The organism is Scytonema sp. HK-05, from assembly GCF_963872035.1.
Classification (GTDB): Bacteria; Cyanobacteriota; Cyanobacteriia; order Cyanobacteriales; family Nostocaceae; genus Kalymmatonema.
The window spans coordinates 1-21158 of sequence record NZ_CAWMYC010000141.1; the positions used below are offsets into that span (position 1 = coordinate 1).

General features: G+C 48.1%; 19 protein-coding genes. 1 reads left to right on the forward strand and 18 read right to left on the reverse strand.

All coding sequences use genetic code 11. The annotated features are described in order from the left end of the window. Window positions 1-95: 95 nt before the first annotated feature. The 10 genes from AACT52_RS31970 to AACT52_RS32015 all read right to left on the reverse strand — a co-directional run bounded on the left by AACT52_RS31970 (window position 96) and on the right by AACT52_RS32015 (window position 11519). On the reverse strand, window positions 96-254 hold the full coding sequence (locus AACT52_RS31970) for a hypothetical protein (protein ID WP_158054843.1): 159 nt from the start codon (window positions 252-254) through the stop codon (window positions 96-98). A gap of 20 nt (window positions 255-274) precedes the next feature. Next, entirely contained in the window at window positions 275-448 is a 174-nt protein-coding gene (locus AACT52_RS31975; protein WP_198941025.1) for an NAD(P)/FAD-dependent oxidoreductase, read from the reverse strand. 140 nt (window positions 449-588) lie between these two features. Further along, window positions 589-840, reverse strand: a complete 252-nt coding sequence (locus AACT52_RS31980; RefSeq protein ID WP_073634657.1) for a hypothetical protein — start codon at window positions 838-840, stop codon at window positions 589-591. Window positions 841-1228: 388 nt separating this feature from the next. Beyond that, window positions 1229-4510, reverse strand: coding sequence for an efflux RND transporter permease subunit (locus AACT52_RS31985; protein ID WP_073634658.1), 3282 nt, complete (start codon window positions 4508-4510; stop codon window positions 1229-1231). A gap of 75 nt (window positions 4511-4585) precedes the next feature. Beyond that, window positions 4586-5812 carry an efflux RND transporter periplasmic adaptor subunit gene (locus tag AACT52_RS31990; protein ID WP_073634659.1) on the reverse strand — a complete coding sequence of 409 codons (1227 nt, stop codon included), beginning with the start codon at window positions 5810-5812 and terminating at the stop codon, window positions 4586-4588. A 284-nt stretch (window positions 5813-6096) separates the two neighbouring features. Then, window positions 6097-6864: an SDR family oxidoreductase gene (locus AACT52_RS31995; protein ID WP_073634660.1), complete on the reverse strand. Its 768-nt coding sequence runs from the start codon at window positions 6862-6864 to the stop codon at window positions 6097-6099. A 154-nt stretch (window positions 6865-7018) separates the two neighbouring features. Then, on the reverse strand, window positions 7019-7606 hold the full coding sequence (locus AACT52_RS32000) for an NADPH-dependent FMN reductase (protein ID WP_073634661.1): 588 nt from the start codon (window positions 7604-7606) through the stop codon (window positions 7019-7021). 378 nt (window positions 7607-7984) lie between these two features. Further along, window positions 7985-9541, reverse strand: coding sequence for an MFS transporter (locus AACT52_RS32005; protein WP_198941026.1), 1557 nt, complete (start codon window positions 9539-9541; stop codon window positions 7985-7987). Window positions 9542-9581: 40 nt separating this feature from the next. After that, window positions 9582-10535, reverse strand: coding sequence for an alpha/beta fold hydrolase (locus AACT52_RS32010; protein ID WP_083630660.1), 954 nt, complete (start codon window positions 10533-10535; stop codon window positions 9582-9584). 21 nt (window positions 10536-10556) lie between these two features. Beyond that, the gene (locus AACT52_RS32015) at window positions 10557-11519 is read right to left on the reverse strand and encodes an alpha/beta fold hydrolase (protein WP_083630662.1); all 963 of its coding nucleotides are present in this window, start codon (window positions 11517-11519) and stop codon (window positions 10557-10559) included. Window positions 11520-11555: 36 nt separating this feature from the next. Here AACT52_RS32015 and AACT52_RS32020 point away from each other — a divergent pair, with 36 nt between their 5' ends. Then, window positions 11556-11735 (forward strand): hypothetical protein, encoded by a 180-nt coding sequence (locus AACT52_RS32020; RefSeq protein WP_073634662.1) that lies wholly within the window; start codon window positions 11556-11558, stop codon window positions 11733-11735. A 232-nt stretch (window positions 11736-11967) separates the two neighbouring features. On the opposite strand, the gene AACT52_RS32025 is transcribed toward AACT52_RS32020, so the two are convergent. The 8 genes from AACT52_RS32025 to AACT52_RS32060 all read right to left on the reverse strand — a co-directional run bounded on the left by AACT52_RS32025 (window position 11968) and on the right by AACT52_RS32060 (window position 21157). Continuing rightward, complete coding sequence (locus tag AACT52_RS32025; RefSeq protein WP_073634663.1) at window positions 11968-12711, reverse strand: SDR family oxidoreductase; 744 nt, start codon at window positions 12709-12711, stop codon at window positions 11968-11970. 238 nt (window positions 12712-12949) lie between these two features. Further along, window positions 12950-13267 (reverse strand): antibiotic biosynthesis monooxygenase family protein, encoded by a 318-nt coding sequence (locus tag AACT52_RS32030; RefSeq protein WP_073634664.1) that lies wholly within the window; start codon window positions 13265-13267, stop codon window positions 12950-12952. 183 nt (window positions 13268-13450) lie between these two features. After that, window positions 13451-14194, reverse strand: a complete 744-nt coding sequence (locus AACT52_RS32035) for an SDR family oxidoreductase (RefSeq protein ID WP_073634665.1) — start codon at window positions 14192-14194, stop codon at window positions 13451-13453. A gap of 90 nt (window positions 14195-14284) precedes the next feature. Further along, window positions 14285-15745 carry a cupin domain-containing protein gene (locus AACT52_RS32040; RefSeq protein WP_073634666.1) on the reverse strand — a complete coding sequence of 487 codons (1461 nt, stop codon included), beginning with the start codon at window positions 15743-15745 and terminating at the stop codon, window positions 14285-14287. Window positions 15746-15838: 93 nt separating this feature from the next. After that, window positions 15839-16468 (reverse strand): DJ-1/PfpI family protein, encoded by a 630-nt coding sequence (locus tag AACT52_RS32045; RefSeq protein ID WP_073634667.1) that lies wholly within the window; start codon window positions 16466-16468, stop codon window positions 15839-15841. Window positions 16469-16495: 27 nt separating this feature from the next. Then, complete coding sequence (locus AACT52_RS32050) at window positions 16496-16654, reverse strand: hypothetical protein (protein ID WP_198941027.1); 159 nt, start codon at window positions 16652-16654, stop codon at window positions 16496-16498. Between the two features lie 27 nt (window positions 16655-16681). Beyond that, the gene (locus AACT52_RS32055; protein WP_073634668.1) at window positions 16682-17407 is read right to left on the reverse strand and encodes a Nif11-like leader peptide family RiPP precursor; all 726 of its coding nucleotides are present in this window, start codon (window positions 17405-17407) and stop codon (window positions 16682-16684) included. 132 nt (window positions 17408-17539) lie between these two features. Then, window positions 17540-21157, reverse strand: a complete 3618-nt coding sequence (locus AACT52_RS32060; RefSeq protein WP_233154127.1) for an AtaL-like protein — start codon at window positions 21155-21157, stop codon at window positions 17540-17542. Window position 21158: the final 1 nt, after the last annotated feature.

The following is a 21158-nucleotide window of genomic DNA, read 5'->3' on the forward strand; positions in this document are numbered from 1 at the left end:
AGGCTTTTGAAACTGTTAATTTGAGTGACATAATTGGCTGGTTTAAACATTGTGGTTATTGTATTGCATCCAAGTGAGAACCGCTATAGATTGGTTCACACCTGATTCAGAGCACTTCCGTGAGCAAGAATGCACGGCAGGTTTTCCTCGTACTCGCGTAGCACTACGATATTGTGCTTTTTCAGCTTGTAGGGCAAAATAGTCAGGGTATTTTCGAGACCTTCATGCAAATCTATACGCAATTTTTTAAGCATGGCGACAACCTGGAATATCGCTACAAAGATGCAAGATATTGGTGGATTAATTGAACAGCGATCGCCCCCTCGTCTACCGCTGAAGCGACTCGTTTCACTGATTGGTAAAGTACATCACCGATGGCGAAAATACCCGGCACGTTGGTATCGAGAAAGAAAGGACCGCGCTCTGCTGTCCATCCTTTCGGGGACATCCCGTTTCGCAATGTGTTAGGTCCAGTAAAAATAAATCCATGTTCATCACGCTCTACAACACTTTACCACCAGTCGGTATGCGGCTTTGCATCAATAAAGTTGAACAAGGCATTGGTAAAAAGAGTTTCGACTTCACTACCTACTTGTTTTGCTGCCCTAAATCTCTATTTCTTTCAGCCTTCAGTTCTCGGATGCATTGTTGTCCAACACCTAGAGCGAATCCTAAAGATGCACCAATCAAGGCATATTTTTTATGCAAGTCTTGATAGTACTGACCTTCGTATTCAAGTTGATTAAAGTTACGTTGACCAATCTTGGTAGCAGCTAAACCTATAACCGCGCCGACAAGAGCAGTCATAATCCCTGAGAAGATAATTAGCCTAATATTCATGGTTTCCCTAGATTAGGACTAGTGGTGCAAGAAGAAGGAGTAAAACAGATACACAATAGTGGCAGCAAACAAGACGTGGTTAATCCAATCGTCAAAATTCCATTTGCTAAACATTTCTGTTACCTTTATAAACAGACGTTAAACTTCTTTTGTGCTGTTATGGTACAAGCTTTCTAAGATATAGCAACTCTTAAGTAAAAGTAAAGGGCGATTATTTCAGTCAAAAGAACAGCCCAAGTTTTGCACATAAGCTGTGTGCTACTTAGTGAAGTACACTCCCCCTGACGAGATAAGTGTAGGTGTAGGCTTCTGGCATACTTTCTTAAGAAATACCAGAACTTCCTTCAAGGAACTATTAGTAGTAGAAACGGTTACTAAAGGATTCCGTTTACGGCGTTTTACCATTTTGAGAAGAATTAAATCTGGAGATGGTCTGCTCTTTCTCCTCTTGAACCTCAGGCTGCTCAGGCTGCTCAGGCAAGCCAGGCTTACCAGGCTTGCCCGGTTTCAAGAAATGCTCTTCTAGCTTTTTAATGACAACGTACAAAACTGGCACTAAAAACAGACTTAAGATCGTCGAAATAAGGTACCCTCCAAAGAGTGCTGTCCCAAGAGACCAACGACTCATTGCCCCAGCGCCTTTAGCAATCACTAAAGGCCAAAAACCGACCAGACCTGAAAAGGCAGTCATCAGAATCGGTCGTAAGCGTTCCTCGGCGGCTCGAACCGCCGCCTGGGTAATGCTCATACCTATCTCCACCGATTGGTTGGCAAATTCTACAATCAGAATCGCGTTCTTGCTCGCCAGACCAATTAGCATGACCAAAGCTACCTGGGCATAGATGTTATCGTTAAGCACTGGCCAAACTCCACCAGCTTGGAAAACATTTGCCCGAAACATAATCCCACCAAGAGCGCCCAAGATTGCTAGGGGTACCGTGAGCATGATGATGGTGGGGTCAACGTAGCTTTCGTACTGAGCCGCCAGCACCAGAAAGACCATGACAAAAGCTAAGCCAAAAATGATCGGTGCTGCACCGCCAGAGGATTGCTCCTGGAAAGCAGTCCCTGTCCAAGCGTAGCCAAATCCGGGTGGCAATACTTTGTCGGCAACTTCTGACATAGCTTTCATGGCTTGTGCTGTACTGTAGCCTGGCGCTGGGGCTCCTTGGATTTTGATCGCCGGGTAGACGTTGTAGTGAGTTACGATGGGAGGATAGCTAAATTTTTCTACTTGCACTACAGTGTTCAGTTGGACTAAATTGCCATTTTGAGAGCGCACATACAAGCGGCCAATATCCTCAGGATTGGATCGCACCGTCCCTTCTGCCTGAGCATATACCCGATAAAGTCGTCCACCAAGAACGTATTGGTTGACAAAGCTTGCGCCTAGGTAGGTCTGCAAGGTACTGAAAATATCATTGACCTGGATGTTCTGCGCCTTGGCTTGGTTGCGGTCGATGGAAAGCTGCATCATCGGGGTATTGAAGGTGAATTGGGTAAAGACACCCGCCAATTCCGGTCGCTTCTGGGCTGCCTCTATCACCTTTTGCGTATTGTCAATTAGCGCTGTAATGGGAAGAGCTTGTTTGTTTTGGACATAGAACTCAAAGCCACCTGTACTACCTAATCCATCCACTGGCGGTGCATTCACCGCAAATGCCCTGGCTTCTGGGATTTTTTCCCGCAACCTCTGGTTGAGCTGTTGCACAATCCCAAAGACTGACTTATCGCCATCAGGGCGCTCTTCCCAGTCTTTGAGCTTGATGAACAAGATTGCTTTGTTGCTGCCATTCCCCTCAAACCCAAAGCCAACGAGACCATTAACATGCTCAACTTCGGGAATCGGCAACGCCACTTCCTCAGTAATCCGCTTGACCAGATCGAAGGTGTAGTTCAGGGAAACTCCCGCTGGGGCTTCGACAATCGCAAACAAATAGCCCTGATCCTCCTCAGGGATAAAGCCCTGGGGAGTTATTTGGTAGATCCAGCCCGTCGCTACCAAACCCGCGACAAAAACTGGAATGACGAGCAGCCGAATCCTGATCAGAAATTTCACTGTCTTGACGTATAGCGCCTTGAACCAGTCGAAAATCCGATTAAACCAACGAAAAAACCAGCCCAACGGACCGTGCACTTCCTGCTGCCGCCGCATGATGATGGCTGACATACTGGGAGAGAAGCTCAGAGCGTTGAAGGTGGAAATGGCAATGGAAAAAACGATGATTAGGGCGAATTGCTTGTAGACGATTCCTGTGGTGCCTGGAAAGAATGTAACAGGGATAAATACCGCCATGAGTACAACTGACGTGGCGATGACTGCCCCTGTCAGTTCCTCCATAGCATCTAGGGCTGCCTGAAGTGGCCTCATGCCCTGAGAGAGCTTGGCTGCGATCGCCTCCACCACCACAATCCCATCATCCACCACCAAACCTGTTGCTAAGATAATGCCAAACAGGGTCAACTGATTGAGGGTAAATCCCAACGCGTAGGCACACGCCATCACCCCAATTAGCGAAACGGGAATGGCAATAGCAGGAATGATGGTGGTGCGCCAGTCTTGCAAGAAGATGAAGATCACTAAGAACACCAGAGCGATCGCCTCCATCAGGGTTTTGATAGCTTCGTCGAGAGAAGCTGCCACGAACAAAGTGTTGTCTAGAGCGACTGCCGTTTTCAATCCTGGAGGAAAATTCGCTTCTAGCTCAGCCATTTTGGCTTTGATCAATTTGGCTGTATTCCAGGCATTAGTGCCGGGAAGTTGGTAGGCTAAAAGAATGACTGATGGTGAGCCATCAAACAGATTAATGGTGCTGTAGTCTTGCGCCCCCACTTCTGCTCGACCGACATCTTTAACCCTGGTCAGCGTGTTATCCTCACCCACTTTCACCACGATGTCTTCAGCTTCTGCGGGAGTGGTAAATCGACCATTGGCTCGCAGGGCAATTTCATACTGCTGCTCAGATGGGGTGGGCTGCTGACCAATTCTCCCTGCTCCTACCTGGATATTCTGTTCTGAGATAGCATTGATCACATCTTGAGCCGTCAAATTCCTAGCGGCGAGGGCATTGGGGTCGAGCCAAAAACGCATGGCATATTTACGTTCCCCAACAATTGTGGCGGAACCCACGCCTGAGATCCGTTTGATCTCATCGAGGACTTGTCGGTCAACGTAGTTGCTGATAAATACATTATCGTATATAAATTTACCGTTATTATCCTTTTCGGGATAGAAGGCGTAGGCTAGGGTAATGGTCGGGGACTGTTTTTGGGTGATAACACCAGTTCGGCTGACTTCCTCGGGTAGATTAGATTGAGCGATCGCCACATTATTTTGGACGAGAACTTGGGCAGTATTCCTGTCCATCTCCGTCGGGAAGGAGACGTTAATGGTTGTGTCACCATTATTTGTCGTCTGAGAGGACATGTACACGACCTGCTCCGTGCCGTTGATTTGCCGCTCGAGCACCGTGGTGACGTTTTCTTCCGCTGTTTTGGCATCGGTACCGAGATAGTTCGCAGTTACAGTGACCTGCTTCAGCGCCATTTCCGGTAGCTTATCCAGGGGAAGCAGAGGCGTGGCAATCCCTCCTATCAAAAGAATAAGTACAGTGCAAACTGTAGTTAAGACTGGTCGCTTGATGAAAGTGTCAGCAATACTCAGCAGCATAGTTCAGGAGATCCTGTTAATCGTTCGGGGTAGTAAGAGAGTTATTGCCGCAAGCCTAAGTAGAGATTTAATTATTTAGGATTCAGGCTTAATGGAAGTGCCGTTTTTCAAGTTAAGAATTTGCGTTACAGCAATCTCTTCTCCGGGCTTGACCCCATTGAGCACTTGGTAACTCTGACCTTGGATGTTTCCTAGTTGAACAGGTCTTTGCCGAACAACTGTTTTTTCCCCTTTCTGGGCTATAAAGACAAAGTTCTGTGTACCGCTGGTAGACACTGCCACCGTGGGGATCAAAATCCCCGGACTTTTGCTCCAAATAACTTTTGCTCTAACAAATTGCTGATCGCGTAAGCTGTTATTTTGGTTAGGAAAGCGTGCCTTCGTTAAGATAGCCTGGTTGCCAGAGTTTACCTGAGGGGAGATAAAGTTGATACTCCCCGTGGCTAGGCGCTTATTTGTATTGGGGTCAACTAGCTCGACCGGCAGTCCCGGTCGCAGTTGTGATGAACGGTTTATGGGAACCGAAATCCGCAGATCTAGAGACTCATTTTGGGTAATACTGGTTAGAGTTTGACCAGTGTTAACGTAGTCTCCGATCTTGACTGAGAAGTCGCCAATTACACCTGTGATCGGGGCAACCACCTGTTTGTACTGGAGAGAGACATTTGCAGCAGCAGCTTCTGCCTGAGCCTGCTTGAGGTCGGCATTCGCCTGATTTAAACTGGATCTTGCAGCTCCTACCTGTTCCTCGCCAGCGCGAAGGGAGGCAACCCCTGTATTCAGGTTTCTCCGGGCAATGTCCAATTCCTGCCTAGGCTGTACCCCTTCATTGACAAGTCGCTCAGTTCGCTGGAACTGTACTTTCTGGAGTTCTACTTCGGACGCAGATCTGACCTGGTCTGCCCGTGCGGCTCGGAGCCTCGCCTGGGCAGTTTCGCTAGCTGCCCTAGTAGAGTTGGCTCTGGCAATAGCACTTGCGTATTGAGCTTGAGTTTGATCGGAACGAAGTTGTGCAATCGGTGTTCCCTTACTAACGCGATCTCCATTTGAAACACGAATCTCAGTAATCCGACCCTCGATCTCCGGTTTTAGGTCAACTCTCTTTGTGGCTTCTAGCGATCCCACAAACTCAGAACTGTTTATAAACTGGCTGGATTTTAGCGCTTGCAACTTTACAGGAATAGCAGGCGCTGCAATCGCCTTAGCCGAAGTTTCACCTCCTTTGCAGGCGCTGGTCAGGAAAGAGGCTAGAAAGGCTATACCTAGCAACTTTATTGTGAGTAATGTATTGACTTTTAACATTTCAAATGATATCTGAACATACTTCAAGTTTACTAGGACTTATACATTGCAATGAAGACAGCCATGTGTTTCAGGAGGTGACGGTGGCTTGCAAGGTTTTCTAGAATCAATTTCCAGATTGCCAAAGCCCTGTAAGCACGCTTTGCCGAAAATCCGCACCTCCTGGGCGTTTTTGAGTGCGTTTCTCCTAAAAATGAATCATCAACTCAGCTTGCATGATTGTATGATTACTGGAATATGCATGATTAAGTTTAAAGAGCGCGGCTTTCCGGTTGCATTTAGCACTACACAATGCCGCCAGTCGCCCGGATATTTTGCCCCGTAATCCAATGAGCATCATCTGAAACGAGCAGGGCAACGGCACTGGCAATGTCGTCAGGCTTACCAAGTCTTCCCAAGGGGGTTTGGGCAATAAGCTGGTTCACTTGCTCTTGATTAAGGACAAGACCATCTGTCTCCGTAGCACCAGGAGAAACTGTGTTAACTGTAATGCCACGCACTCCAATCTCTTTGGCTAGTCCCATGCTGAAATGCTCGATGGCTGCTTTGCTGGCAGCGTATGTACCGCCTGTGGGAATCGCCATTGCTGTACCGCCTGTGGAGATACTGACAATCCTGCCTCCGTTTGCCATATGGCGTGCGGCTTCCTGGAGGGCGAAGTAGACCCCTCTAGTGATGTCAAACATACTATTGTACTCGTCCTCTGTCATCTCGCCAGTTGGCTTGAAAATGTTGACTCCAGCCGCATTGTTGACGAGGATGTCGAGTTTGCCAAAATGTGTGAGGGTCTTCTGGAATAGATTGCAAACATCATTAATCTTTCGCATATCCAGTTGTAATGCGATCGCCTCAGAGTCATTTGCCTTGAGTTCTGCTACAACTTCCTCCGCTTTATCGCGGTTTCCTGCATAAGTGACGACAACATTGGCACCGTCTCGTCCTAATCTTTGTGCAATTGCTCTGCCAATACCTCGTGATGCTCCAGTTACAATTGCCACTTTACCCTTGAGATAACGGCTTCCTGCAGTATAGTTTATAACACTTACAGTCATAGTTTACTCCTTTGCGTGCTAGAAAAATACTTGGTTGATTGACAAATAAAAACTAAAAAAAAATTACAGAGCGGCAGTGAGAAGGATATTATTGTATAATCTAAAGTTCGGCTGGGTAGGTGTACCTTGCTGTAGATCCGAAGTTCCTCAATAGCTATAACGATGTCTTCAATTTGGCAACGGTACTGGCTAAGTTGCTGCCGAGCTTCTCGATTGCCGCCTGTTGTTGAGTGTCTTTCAAGATGCCGTCAGAATTAAAAGCATCGTAAGCTTTGGGAACGGTTATCTGATCGGGAAGAACAATAACTTTAATATTCCCAAGTATTGCCCGCAAATAAACCAGACCGCGCAGACCTCCTAACGGTGATGGTGAGGCGCTCATAATTGCCGCCACCTTGTCTACAAAACAAGCCAGCGGCGCTTCGCCATTTGCTGGGCGTGACACCCAATCAATAGCATTTTTCAAAACGCCTGAGATTGAGCTGTTATACTCAGGAGAAGCGATCAGAAGTCCCTGATGCGCCAGCATCATATCCCTCAACTTAAGCGCATTAGGATGAAGAGCCTCTTGGGCTTCCAAGTCTTCATCAAATAGCGGCATGGGGATGTCGCGTAGATCCAAGTAAGTGACTTCAGCACCAATGGCGAGCGCGCCAGCCGCCGCGATTTTCACCAGCTTTTTGTTGTATGATTCAGCGCGGGTGCTGCCAGCGAAGGCTAAGATTTTGGGTGTGATTGCCATAGGTGCATTGTTCGTTTATCAATGATTAAGTTTAAGGAGCGCGGCTGCACGGTCGCAAGGGTCAATCTTTCGGAGCAGGTTTGTATTTTTTCGTCGTGCTTGGTGCTGAGCTAGCATCTATGTGCTAACGGGGTAAGGTAATGAGGCTTAGTAAATTAACCCTTTTTCATTACTTTAAGCAGAGGAAAAGTAAAAATCGTCCTGTTGCCATTCCACGTTATAATCGCCACTGAATTCATTCGCAACATATGGGCGAGAGCAATTGCGCAAGAGTTGACTAGCGAAAGTGTCCAACGTCTTACGACATCAGCTGAATGATGTCCATCGCGTTGCCTTTGTCTGCATAACTTCGTCGGCTTTCATGCTGTTAGAACTCCGTTAATTCTTTCGCGCTCTCGTCTTCCTCCTGGGTAAGCTGCTCCGTGCGGAGCGGATGAGGAGCAGAGCTACCAGCGCGCCAGCCGCAAGCAGGGCGGCACCGATGTGAAAAGCGAACTTAAAACCTTCAGTTAGCGCGATTGATAGCAACTGTGGCGAGTTCCCGTGTGCTGCAATAACTGTTTCGGTGCGCGAACTCGAAAGCGTTACCAGTAGCGCAAGCATGATGGCGGCACCGATCTGCTGACTGGTATTGATTAACCCGGAGGCAAGCCCGGAATCTTCTGCCTCAACGCCCTTGACGGCGGCTATGGTCATAGGGACGCCAGCAAGAGTGATGCCGACACCAACAAGGAGCGAACCGGGAAGCACATCGCGCAAGAAGGTACCATTTATGGGAACTCGCGCAAAGAGCAAGAGCCCCACGGCCATCAGCAGCATCCCGGTCACGACCATCGCCTTGAGACCAAACCGATTCACCAGCGGCGAGGCGATGATTGAGGTGATGGCAGCCATCAGCGCAAACGGCAGAAAGGCGAGTCCTGTTTCGAGCGCCGAAAAGCCAAGCACCTGCTGTAAGTAGAGTGATATGAAGAACAAGGTCGAGAGCGGCCCCGTCCCGTGCAAGAGAGCAACGAGATTTGCACCTGTTAGGCTGCGCAGACGGAAAATACTGAACTTCACCAGTGGCGACTGGGAGCGCAATTCGATCAGAACAAAGCCGACAATCAAGAGGAATGCAAGAACAAGTAAACTAAGCGTCCGCAGCGAACCCCACCCAAATTCAGCAGCTCCCACGACCGCGTAGACGAGCAGCACGAGACCCGCTGTGATAGTGACGGCACCAGCAAGGTCAAAGTTTTTCAAATTGCTCGCGTCTGCCGCACCGCAGACGTTTCGGCTTTGGCGGAGCAGTTTGAAGCTCAGCCCGGCAACCGCTAAACCGATTGGCACCTTGACAAACAGCACCCACTGCCATCCGAGGTAGTTGGTAAGCAACCCGCCAAGAAGTACGCCCGACGCCGCACCTGATGCTGCTGTGGCTCCCCAAATCCCAAGCGCACGGTTGCGCTCCGAGCCTTCGGTAAAGATCGTGGTCAGAATTGACAAGGCCGCAGGAGAGACGAGCGCGGCACCAAAACCCTGCACACCGCGTGCGATGATGAGCACGCCCCCCGATGGAGCCAAGCCACCCACGAGCGAGGCGAGAGAGAAGAGCACCAGCCCCATCACGAAGACGCGCCAGCGACCAAGAAGGTCTGCGGCTCGACCGCCGAGCAGGAGAAAACTACCAAAGGCAAGTGTATAGGCGTTGACTACCCACTGTAGGTTCTGCTGCGACAATACGAGGTTACGCTGAATGTCAGAAAGGGCGACATTGACAATCGCAGCGTCAAGGACTACCATGAACTGCGCGGTGCAGAGGAGGATAAGCACTCCCCTGCGCCCTGCCATTATACCTTTGCGGCGATTGGTAGGGCGTGCTTTATCCCCTTCACCCACGCCTTCGCTTGCTTGCTTTTGCAATTTAGCTTCTTCTGTGTTCAGATCTTTCATCCCACCCCTTCCGTTGCACGGATATTTTGTTTGGTGAGCCTTACTGGAAGAAGGCGAGAAGCCGCCGAGTGAGTTCGGCAGGTTGCTCCTCGCAAATCCAGTGTCCGGATCCCTCGATGACGCCGTCCCGCACGTTCTTAGCGACCTCTTGCATCATGCTCACCATGTAAGATTCGCTTTTTCCGCCGTCTATGCTGCTTGGGCTCAGTGCCAGTATCGGCATTTGGAGCTTGCTTTTAGCGCTTTCCTGGTTGTGCTCCGCATCTGTGGGAAACGCCCTGTAATAGTCAAAGGCTGCACGCATCGCGCCGGGAACAGAATAAGCGCGGACGTACTCGTCGATGTCTTCTTCAGTGAACGCCCCCGGGTTTAAGGCGAGCGGACCTTGGTAAAATGAAGTGAGATACAGCCGCTCTTTGCCTGCGACCAGTGCTTCAGGGATGTCGGCTGCGCTATGAAACGCGAAGTGCCAAGCCCGTGGGTCACGCGAGATTTGGTCGAAGGTTTTAGTGCCCGGCAGCGGAGCGTCGATCACCACGAGTCTGCCCACTTCCTCTGGGTGGGCGGCTGCATAGGCATACGCCACCATCATACCAAGGTCATGACCGACAAGGTTGATTCGCTTATAGCCAAGCTGACGCATCAGCTCGTAGATGTCGGCTGCCACTGTGCGCTTGTCGTAGCCGTTGAGCGGCTTGGAGGAATCACCCATGCCGCGCATGTCGAGGGCGAGCACGGTGTAGCGCTCCGCCAGAGCGGGCATGACGTGTCGCCACTGGTACCACGTTTGCGGGAAGCCATGCAGCATTACAAGCGGCTCGCCTTTGCCCCCCATTACGTAGTGCAATCGTACATCGTTGACTTTTGCTGTGTGGTGAGTAAACGTGCAATTGAAATCCACAGCATTATATGTCGCTTTGTCACCGCTGCGACTACTGGGCGTACCCTCACCTTGATTTCGGATTTGAGCCGTTTCCACCTTTTTGTCGTTCATGGATCTTTCCTCTGATCGCTGTCACTTCTCTTCACCAAAGAAATTGAGAAGCTGCTGAACCAGATAAGCGGGACGCTCTTCGGGAATCCAGTGTCCGCAATTTTCTATGGCGCTGTAGCGGACGTTCTCAGCCAGGAGTTGTATGGATGTGCGTGCGGGGTCTCCTAACGCGGGATTACCTAAGCTGTGCTCGCCCGCCAGCGCAAGCACAGGTATCCGGAGCTTTGTCTTCATGTTCTCCTTAGTTTGTTTCGCAACCTGTGGGATAGCACGGTAGTACTCGAACCCGGCACGCATCCCGCCAGGGGCGGAGTAAGTGCGTACATACTCGTCCATTGCATCTTCCGTGATTGCCGCTGGGTTATAAGTAAATGGACGCAAAAACACGGAGAGATAAAGCCGCTCTTTTCCTTCAACGAGCGCCTCCGGCAGATCCCGCGTCGCTTGAAAAGAGAAATGCCAGAGAGCGGCAGATGCTTTATTAATCAACTCCTCAAGTCCGGCACCTGCGAGGACAAGTTCGAGCACCGCGAGCCGACGTACGTCTTCGGGATGAGCGGCGGCATACGCATAAGCGACTGGCGCACCAATATCGTGCCCCACGAGAAAGATTCGCTTGAAGCCCAGTTTGCCCACGAGTTGATAAATGTCGTCAGCGACGGTACGTGCATCGTAACCGGTAAGCGGCTTGCTAGAATCACCTAGTCCACGCATGTCGGGGACAATCACGGTGTAGCGCTCTGCCAGCGTGGGCATGACGTGCCGCCACTCGTACCAAGTTGTGGGAAACCCATGCAGCAGTACGAGCGGCTCGCCTTTGCCACCGATCACGTAGTGCAATCGCACATCGTTGACTTTTGCGGTGTGATGCGCGAACGTCTTGATAAATGCCGCTTTGTTGAAAGGGATTGCCGCCGCCGCTTTGTCTTGCGGGTAGACGGCGACGCCGTCGCTGGCGCGGGTCGGCTGATCGTTGTTTATCATCTTTTGAAATCTGATGCTGACAATGTTGTAGAGCTAATGTTGGTAGCCTTTACATTCAACTGGATATGGTCTTCACTGAGCAAGTGGAGTGTTGCTACGATCATCCGTTATGACGATCAGCAAATTGAATATCTTCGCAATCTCGACCACGGTGCTCGCATTATTGCAGAATGTATCTGTATCTATGGACTGGCAACTGACTATTTCCTCCTGTGATTGCAATTTAGTATTACCCTCTTTTGTTACTCTGAAAAAAATACAAAACTCAAATCTTGGAAGTAAGTTAGTGCTACGTTTCAGGTCAATGAGGATTTGGGGTTGTCTGTCCCGAAGGGACAGACAACATCCTTACACAAAGAGAATTTCAGATTTTACTCCGATGAAAGTGACAAAAGAGGGATTAGGTGCGTCGTTGTTTTCCTTGTTTACCATCGCGAGGTGAAAAGCCTTAAACCGCACCACCCGTTGCGCGAATGCTTTGCCCCGTAAGCCAGCGCGCCTCCTCGCTGACGACAAACATAACTACGTCTGCCACATCGCCTGGCTGCCCTATGCGGCCAAAGGGCGACATCTGCGCGATCATCTGTTTCATCTCAGGCGGTGCAACGGAGGCAAACATGTCGGTATCCGTCGCGCCAGGTATCACTGTGTTCACTGTGATGCCGCGCTGTCCGACCTCCTTAGCCAGCGATATGCTGAAGCCCTCGATCGCCGCCTTGCTGCCCGAGTATGCCGTCGCGCCTGGAGCGCCCATCACCGTTCCCCCCGTCGTGATGCTGACGATCCGCCCGTTGTCCGACATACGTTTAACGGCCTCCTGCATAGCGAAAAACACGCCGCGCGCGTTGATAGCGAACAGTCGGTCGAACTCCTCTTCGGTGATGTCCACGAGCGGCTTCATGATTGACAGCCCGGCGTTGTTCACCAGGATATCCAGCTTGCCGAAGATGCTAACCGTCTCCTCAAACAGGCGATGAATGTCAGCCAAGCGGCTCATGTCGGCTTGGATAGCGACGGCCTTTGCGCTACCTCCGGCCTCGATAGCCCTGACCACATCCTGGGCCTTCTCTTTGTTACCCGCATAGTTGACGATGACGAACGCGCCCTGTTGGCCCAAGCGCTCGGCGATCGCACGCCCAATACCCCGCGAGGCCCCGGTCACAATCGCCACTTTATTTTTTTGGCTTTCCATAAAATCTCTTGTTGATGAAAAATTGTTTGTCGCCTATGCCTAGTTTTTTACCGATTGGTCAAAAAGCAGGCAAAAAAGATTACTTCAGCATGGACAGCATAACGCTGACCGCTTCCTACGCCTTGCCTTCAATCAAGTCCCTCTTTCCCATGACTTTCAAGTCTTGAATCAGACGCGTACAAAAAATCCAAAATGCTACCACGATCCGTTTAAGGGTCAGTCGCGATCTGACTAATCACTACACCTCCATTGTGGAGGCTACCTTGTAAACGTGGAAATCGTGCGGCGCAAATTCTGCAGCCTGCTTCGCCATAGCAATAAAATCTGGGTTCTTACTAGCAGCTTCGAGCGCTTCCCGGCTGCGCCACTGTATGTAATTAACTACCCGCGTGCCGTCCAAGCTCGTGTGGAGGTTGGCGGATATGAAGCCCGGCTGCCTCATGGGTATTTCCTTGTTCTCCACAAGGAAATCCACTAAACGCTCCTGCTGTTCGGGTTCGAGTGTGAAGACGTTGATCACGGTGAGTATACCAGCTTGTTCACTAATTGTAACCATTTTTGCTCCTTGTTAAAGGTTATTACTGTGGCAAACGTACGAGGCGGAGCTTCTTCTGCTCCTTGCCGTCTATGCAGGACATTTTGACGAAGAAGTCGTAGAAAAGCGGATTACAGTGAGGAAGTTGTTAAAAGCTTTCATCCTCATCGTTTTACTGCTCTCCAGTGAAGTTTTGCACTAGGACTAGGCCCCCCCGGTCGCGCGGATGTTCTGCGCGTTGATCCAGCGTGCTTGGTGGCTAACCAGAAAGGCAACCACATCTGCAATGTCCTCTGGCTGTCCGATGTGACCCAGAGGTGACATCTGCGCCGCTTGGGCTTGCACGTCGGGTGGGGCCGTTTTTCTGAAACCCTCTGTCTCAGTGGTGCCGGGCGAGACGCTGTTGACCGTGATGCTACGCCCGCCCAACTCTTTGGCGAGCGCTATGGTGAATTGCTCTACCGCTGCCTTGCTCCCGGTATAGACGCCAGCGCCTACTGGGGCGTTGTTAAGGGTAATAGCCGTCGAGATGTTGACAATTCGTCCGCCGTCCGCCATACGCCTTGCCGCTTCCTGAAGAGCGAAGAAGGTTCCTCTGGCGTTAAGCCCGAACTGTACATCGAACTCAGCCTCGGTCACTTCGGTCAGTGGATTGAATGCCCCGGCACTGACAGCATTGTTGACCAGGATGTTCAGTTGACCGAAGTGTTCAACAGTTTTTTGAAAGAGGCGGCGGATGTCCACGACTTGGCTGAGATTAGCCTGCACTGCAAGAGCCTTTCCGCCCTCAGCTTCAATAGCCGAGACCACTTCTTTTGCTTTGTCGGCGCTGTGCGCGTAGTTGACCACTACGGACGCGCCGTCTTGAGCTAGCCGTTCGGCGATGGCACGCCCAATGCCACTAGTAGCGCCAGTGACAATTGCGATTTTTCCAACTAGAGGTGCCATAATGTTACTAACATTTTATAGAGAGTTTACGAAACCGCCGCTAAAGAGATGGCACAAGATCAGAGACACCTGTACATTCGGTAGAAGGCTTTATAGTTCACAAACTGACGCAACTGGAGAAGGCCCAAGAGTGTTTCTCTCAACGTTGTTTGCTTTCTCTTGCTTTGAAAAATTGGCTGATTTATGCTTTTTATGTTTGCGTTTGAGCACCAAACTTGCACCGAGGTAAGTACCAAGTCCCAACATACCCAACCAAGAAGAGGGTTCAGGGACAGACGCTGAGGGAGTGCTAATCAAAGCTAGCCTCGCTGACGTCGTTGCGAGATTTCCAAATTCGTAGGGTGTGTCTTTGGGAAGGAAGAGAAAGTTTCCGGGATTTAAAGTTATGGTTTGGTCATCCAGCTTGAACGACACACTCCCATCCAGGATGTAGAACCCATTGTCTCCAAAATTGATGTACGGTTGAAGTCCGGTTTCTGCTGGAACCAATACATCGAATAGCGAGTAATTGTCGTTAGTATCTTTGCCAGTTGCTACAACATCAGCTGTTCCGCCTCCTAACCAGAACGACTGAATTTGTGAATCCGATCGTTGCAGTGTTGGCCAACCATAAAGTTCTTGAAGTTCTTGCGCGCTGAGCTGGGTGTTAGTACTGTCACTTCCGGGTGGAGCATTGTCGTCCACAATTGAGAGAACCGCCTTATTCTGTAGTGGCGCAATAATTGTGTCGCCTGAAGGGTTAGTCAAGGTTAGCTTGATAGTCTCATTTCCTTCGCTCAGATCGTCATTGATGAGGGAAATGGGGACATCCACAACCTGAGTCACCTCCTCAGGAGCAAAGTTAACTGGTATTTCGGTATTGCTATAATCTTCACCGAATTTAGCAGTGCCATCACTCAGAACGATGGTGGCACTGGCTGGTTCTTTACTCGTGCCAAGACGACGCACAGTTACCCCTGCTGTAGAAGAACCATCCTCATTGATTTTGTATTCAAAATCATCAAATAGCAATGAGTCTGACACTTCTGTTGCGTAATCGGGAGCAGCTTTCACGATTGCTTCTAGATACCCTTGTTCCCCTCCGCGCAGTTGCCCTTGCCGTAGTTCCTGGAGATATCCTGCGAGTTGTGCTGGATCAAGAATTACTAAAAACTTATCCGGCGTCGTCTCGAGGTTTATCCAGGAGTGAGTCTTTCCTTGAGGAATGTAAACAAAGTCTCCGGGACCACCAACAAAGGTCTGGTCACCCAGATGGAAAGCCGCTTTCCCCTCCTGAATGTAGAATGCCTCGTTATCCAAAAAGTGCCTATGCGGTGAGGGACCCTCCCGTGGTGGGGCAAATCCATCTGTTACAGCATACTGACCGTTTGTATATTTGCCAGTTATGAACACAGTGTCATCCACCGCTGTCGGTAACAACGACGGCGAAAAAAATACTCCGTCTGGTAGCACCAAGGGTTTGTCATCTGCATGTGCAGCTTCCACACCCAAACACAAACCGGAAATCACTGCTCCAACGATCGCCATCGATAGCTTTTTCACAGTAACCATAGATAGGTGTCCTTCTTACTAAAAGTCCACGTGGAGTTCTCCATTTTCCGTTTGCCTACCTAAAAAGCGTAGTCTCTTGGTGACTGTGAATTCTTAGACATTAACTTTCTTCAGTGCTTGCTTGTTAATTGCCTCTAAGAAGAGACTCATGAATTCGTCCACCACGTCGGGGTGTTTTCCGGTGATCAGGTTACTGTCGATATGTACTTCCTTGGTGCTATCACCATCGAATACAACGATTCCTCCCGCATTTTGAACGTCGCAAATAAGGTTATGAGCACAGGTGACTTTACGATTCTTCAGTAGTTCTGGTGCAGCACAAAACAGCCAAAGGCTATGGCAGATAGTTCCAATACTTAATCGGCCCGCATCCATTGCCTTTACAGCTTTTCGGAGAAATTTAACGGCGGGAGATTGGTTAGGTTGACCCTCCTTAGGATGCTCTTCATACCGAAGACGATCCATAGCATAGGCACCGATTAGAATAATGCCTTCATAATCGGTAGGCTCAACATTATTTACTTCTACGGTAACTGTGACCTCTTCTGTCAATTCATTTCCCTTGAAAGTCAATTGCTCTTGATTCCAAAGATGGGATATGTACTCTATCTTATATCCATTCGCGGGGAAAAACTCGTTGAAAGCCCGAAACTCAAAGTCGTCAAAGTGATCTTCAATAAGTACACCTATTTTTCCTTTGGTATTAGATGATTTAGTTGCCATGTTTTTTCCTAACTTCGTATGGTTTGTCTAAGACTGTGCGGCGGCGATCCAGCTAGAAACGTGGCGATCGCCCAAGGGGCGGCTTCCTCTGGGAGCATCGCCGCACCTACCGCGCTGGGGAACTAATTGAGTGAGACGTTCGTCAAGATACAGAAAACTCGTCACGAACATGCTCGACACTTGCATCTTGACAACGACTATGTCGCCAGACTCTTACTTCAAGCCAATACTGGAGAGATGTTTATTTCCATCCCCTATTTTCTTAGTTTGTTGCTCATCAGGATTAGTTTGATAAAACGGCAATATATCTGCGTAAACCCGCCATTCACTCACCTGGTTTCCTCTCAAACGGTAGATGTCGCAGCAGGCTATAGTAAGATGCCTTTTATCCTCTACAGTTGTGTATTTGGCATCCATCTCTACAACGATTATACCAGGTTCATTCCAAATTTTTCGGATGTTATGACCTGTAAACTTAGCAGTATTTTCAAACATAGAAGATAAGAAACCCACAACAGCTTGCTTACCGTAAACAGGTTCAGCTGAACCAACCTTGTAAAAGATGTCCTCAGTTAGAAAAGTCTTAACTTGTTCCCAATCTTCATCAAGTACGAACCCTGACAGTTGCACAACAGCTTGTAACTGTTCTGACATAATTACTCCTTCCTTATTTGTTCCTGAAATTTTTTCTATCGTCGAAATTTTCCCATTTGTGGTAGGTGCTTCTCCTACTAATTCACTCAACATTGACTGCACAACTTCCCCAAAAACTACATGCACTTTGCCAAGCGATGTTGCCAATTCTTCCTTAGTCAATTTATAGCCGTTTTCAGCCGCAATCTTGACGAAGCTCTCAGGAGTATTAGCTGCGTGAAGTTTCTGTTGTAAATTGGTATCTTCAAAAGCATCTGCTAACAAACTAATTACTTTTTGTGACATAAATTACCCCCATTTTGTTTCTAAAAATTATGGTATTCACACCCTGAATTTTTTGGAAAAAACTCCTTCAAAATACAGTGAAGTCGTCGCAAACAATGCTTCACACTTACATCCTGACAACGACTCTGACTGTTACTTACTCAAGCGACCACCGGAAAGCTGTTTATTTCCATTCCCATTTTTTTGAGGTTGTTGTTCATCAGGGTCAGTTTGATAAAACGGCAATATATCTGCGTAAACCCGCCATTCACTAACCTGGTTTCCTCTCATCCGGTAGATATCGCAGCAGGCTATGGTAAGATGCCTTTTATCCTTTACAGTTATGTATTTGGCATCCATCTCTACAAGGATTATCCCTGGCTCATTGCAAATTTTGCGGACTTCATGCCCTGTAAACTTAGCGGTATTTTGAAACAGAGAAGATAAGAAATCCGCAACAGCTTGCCTACCGTACACAGGTTCAGCTGAACCAACCTTGTAAAAGATGTCGTCAGTTAAAAAAGTTTTGACTTGTTCCCAATCTTCAGCAAGTACGGCTTCTGACAGATGCACAGCAGCTTGTAACTGTTCTGAAAGATTTACTCCTTCCTTGTCTATCGACCATTTAGGACCATCAATCGACCATTTAGGGGCAAATCCAGTTTCCACCCTTTTTTTCCCTTCAGGATGTTCCGCGAAGTGCTTCTTCATTGTGTTCGGCGGTGTAAGTTTCTTTCCTTGGCTTACAGTGAACACAGAAGCTGAGTTAGGGACAGGGATCGTTGGGTCAAATACAGGATTCACATCCATAAATATCCGTAGTTCCGAGAATTTGTCGCCCTCAATGCGAAAGATATCACAGCAAGGAAGTGAAACTACGGAGCCATCCTTACGCCAGTAGGTGACATCCATTTCGACAAACACTACGTCTCCTACTTCCCAGATTGTTTTGATATCGTGGTAGACTGCCGAGATTCGACTGAAGAAATCTTCCGCAGATTTCTTAATCGCTGCTTTATCCAAACACACCTCGAAGTTGCCGAACTGATACACTGGGTTGTCGGTAAAGAAGGTAATGAATCCTTCCGCATCAAACGCCTCGCCTCTTGAGAACAAGCGCTTGACCATGTCTGTTGTTGTTCCTGAAAGTCCTTCTAACATAGGTTTGCTCCCATTTGTGGTTGTGGCTTCTAAATTGCCATTTAAAACAGCAAATGGTGATTCTTTTTGTGCATCTCGCTGTTCGGCAACGGTTTTTGAGTTAAGGACAGCCTGCGGAACCGCTTGGGCAAGCTTTGCTTGAATTTCTTGAACAACCTTTCGACCCTCCTGATTGTAAGGCTCCCAGTCCAACGTAAAGGTAATTATTGGGAGGTCGTTAGGATTGTTACTTGCAGGGCGGACAACTGCGTTAACTGCTTGACCAACGAAAAGAGGATTATTTACTAAGGTATGTCGAATTTCTCTCGTTTTTTCGTCCCAGGTTATTCTTTCCTTGATGGTTATATTTAGCGCTTTCATCTCGCGCAGTACCTGATTGCCGTGTCTCTCCAGAATCTTATAATCTTGAGCCTCTCGATTGTAGCGTTCTGGGTTTTCAATTTTATCCAGTAACACATTCCAAACAGTTGACGACGAAGCATTTACAGGAGTGCTAAATGTGATGTAAAGTCTTTCTGAAATATCTCCCTGTTTTGGGGTTAGGCTTGATTTGGCATCTGAAGCAGTAAATGATGTTCCGTTTGCTATGTTATATTCCAACTGTGCTTTTGCAAAATGTTCTTTTGCCTTACGCGTGACTTGGTTAAATTCCAACTGTTCTCCATTGGGTCCTTTACAGTAGAACAATGCCCAGCCTTCAAATTCACCAAAGTCTGTTTCTGGTTGACCTTCTACCAATAAATCAGGCTCATCCCAAAACTTGTTGGAATTGTACTTGAGAGCAATGTTTCTTCTTTCTTCTTCAGATTTAACTCGGATGACGCGATTAAAAACAACGTTTGTTAGCCCTCGCTTTTGACATTCTTCTTCCAAGATTTTGGCGAAAACATTTAAATCCACATCGTCTTTTACATGAAAAGAGATGTGCATCGCATTTACATTACCGATGTGGGAAGGAATGCTTCCCCTAGAAGAATTAGGGGAATTTGGTGTTGCCCCATCTTTGAAATAAATGAGTTCAATACAAGCGTTGCCAAAAGAAATGAATTTAACATCTAAGGCTTCTTTCGCATCTCTGATGTTGGGGATGTCAGAAGTTTTTGGGTCAACACCTTGGGCGATCGCATCCAGCTCCTCTTTTTGAAAGAGAGTGTTTTGCATCCCATCACCCACTAGATCACTTTCTGCAACAGCTAATTTCCCTCCTAACACCTCTAGGTAAAATTCGAGGGATTTTGCCATGTCATGAACTGTTACCCCAACGTGTTGCACTCCTTGCAGGTAATGGCCTAACCCAGACTTAACATTTTGCTTACCGCTCATCAAAGAAACTTTACCGCTCATGAGAGAAACTATGTCCTCCTTCAGTTGATTAGTTGCTCCTATTTTCGCGATCAGCTCTGCCACCCTAGAACTCCGTTGACCGGCTAGGGTCATCTGACCATCGTAGACAAAAGTGTAAGCACTTCGCTCTGGAAATAAATACAGTTGCTTTACATACTTTGCCTGATTTTTTACGCCTTGAGCGTACTCAATTGATGCAAAGAACTTTTCCATTTCCAGAGGATTCGAGAAAGCAATTTCAAAAGCTGCCTGATACTGCTTCTCTGATGGTTCATAATGTGATACTCCGGCGGCATCTGGGCGTGAATTGTCTACTTCCTCAAACAGATGTAATCGGAACTTGAGAACCAAGTCACTCTTGACAATAGCTGCGGCAAAGCCGTCTGTCATATATTTGCGAAACTCGTTCACACTCACGGTATCAGATTTCTTAACCATGACATGGAACTTCAGGATACCCATATCTCCGTTGGGGTCAGCCTTTTCGATGTTATCAACATAGGTTTTGGAATTGCCAGGGCTAGTGTTGTATCCAATCGCCTTACTGAATAAGTTGTGTTCGTCATCCATCAACATGGCAGCAGCTTTGAACCATGTTTGACGGTCTGCTTCTGTCTCAAAGGTTAATTGGGCAATCCCATCGAACTGATCTTCAGCGAGAGTGTTGTACTCGATGCCATCAATAGCTGGCAGCAGGTCACCCTCATTATGAGCCAAGTGGAACTGCCAGTATTGGTGTTGACCTGGTAGTCGAGCGCAGACTGGACCATGAACATTTCTCCAGTAGTCATCGAAAAGCTCTAACGTTATGCCCCTTCTTTTCCACAAAAGAACGTAGAATACTAGCTTTCCCTTTTGATCGCGCCATGCATAATCGTCCTTTCTCATTGCTGATATCATTTGGACAACACCACTTTGCTCAAAAATTTTATTAAGTGTACCGAAGCAACCTGCGACCTTATTGAATCCCGCATAAACGCACATGAATAAAAGAAGTTCTTCAATTTCCGCCCTCGTGGCTCCTTGCTTGAGAGCCATATTCACATGTGCTGAAAAAGGATTGCCAGGACCTGTATGATTCTGATTTACAACATCAACTGCGATCGCGATTAGAGCCTTGGTCTTTTGGTCAATTAATGGCAAACCCCATGCTTCACCTGCTACACGAGTAACAAAGTCACCAAACTTTGGGTTGATACCTTTTAAAGCTGCTTGCAGTTCCAAGTCGTCCAAAACTGCATTTTCGTATGACCTATCATTTGTCATC

Coding starts and splice junctions, on each gene's coding strand:
- AACT52_RS31970 (WP_158054843.1), bottom strand. CDS start 254: ATGCTTAAAAAATTGCGTATAGATTTGCATGAAGGTCTCGAAAATACC.
- AACT52_RS31975 (WP_198941025.1), bottom strand. CDS start 448: ATGTCCCCGAAAGGATGGACAGCAGAGCGCGGTCCTTTCTTTCTCGAT.
- AACT52_RS31980 (WP_073634657.1), bottom strand. CDS start 840: ATGAATATTAGGCTAATTATCTTCTCAGGGATTATGACTGCTCTTGTC.
- AACT52_RS31985 (WP_073634658.1), bottom strand. CDS start 4,510: ATGCTGCTGAGTATTGCTGACACTTTCATCAAGCGACCAGTCTTAACT.
- AACT52_RS31990 (WP_073634659.1), bottom strand. CDS start 5,812: ATGTTAAAAGTCAATACATTACTCACAATAAAGTTGCTAGGTATAGCC.
- AACT52_RS31995 (WP_073634660.1), bottom strand. CDS start 6,864: ATGACTGTAAGTGTTATAAACTATACTGCAGGAAGCCGTTATCTCAAG.
- AACT52_RS32000 (WP_073634661.1), bottom strand. CDS start 7,606: ATGGCAATCACACCCAAAATCTTAGCCTTCGCTGGCAGCACCCGCGCT.
- AACT52_RS32005 (WP_198941026.1), bottom strand. CDS start 9,541: ATGAAAGATCTGAACACAGAAGAAGCTAAATTGCAAAAGCAAGCAAGC.
- AACT52_RS32010 (WP_083630660.1), bottom strand. CDS start 10,535: ATGAACGACAAAAAGGTGGAAACGGCTCAAATCCGAAATCAAGGTGAG.
- AACT52_RS32015 (WP_083630662.1), bottom strand. CDS start 11,519: ATGATAAACAACGATCAGCCGACCCGCGCCAGCGACGGCGTCGCCGTC.
- AACT52_RS32020 (WP_073634662.1), top strand. CDS start 11,556: ATGTTGGTAGCCTTTACATTCAACTGGATATGGTCTTCACTGAGCAAG.
- AACT52_RS32025 (WP_073634663.1), bottom strand. CDS start 12,711: ATGGAAAGCCAAAAAAATAAAGTGGCGATTGTGACCGGGGCCTCGCGG.
- AACT52_RS32030 (WP_073634664.1), bottom strand. CDS start 13,267: ATGGTTACAATTAGTGAACAAGCTGGTATACTCACCGTGATCAACGTC.
- AACT52_RS32035 (WP_073634665.1), bottom strand. CDS start 14,194: ATGGCACCTCTAGTTGGAAAAATCGCAATTGTCACTGGCGCTACTAGT.
- AACT52_RS32040 (WP_073634666.1), bottom strand. CDS start 15,745: ATGGTTACTGTGAAAAAGCTATCGATGGCGATCGTTGGAGCAGTGATT.
- AACT52_RS32045 (WP_073634667.1), bottom strand. CDS start 16,468: ATGGCAACTAAATCATCTAATACCAAAGGAAAAATAGGTGTACTTATT.
- AACT52_RS32050 (WP_198941027.1), bottom strand. CDS start 16,654: ATGCAAGTGTCGAGCATGTTCGTGACGAGTTTTCTGTATCTTGACGAA.
- AACT52_RS32055 (WP_073634668.1), bottom strand. CDS start 17,407: ATGTCACAAAAAGTAATTAGTTTGTTAGCAGATGCTTTTGAAGATACC.
- AACT52_RS32060 (WP_233154127.1), bottom strand. CDS start 21,157: ATGACAAATGATAGGTCATACGAAAATGCAGTTTTGGACGACTTGGAA.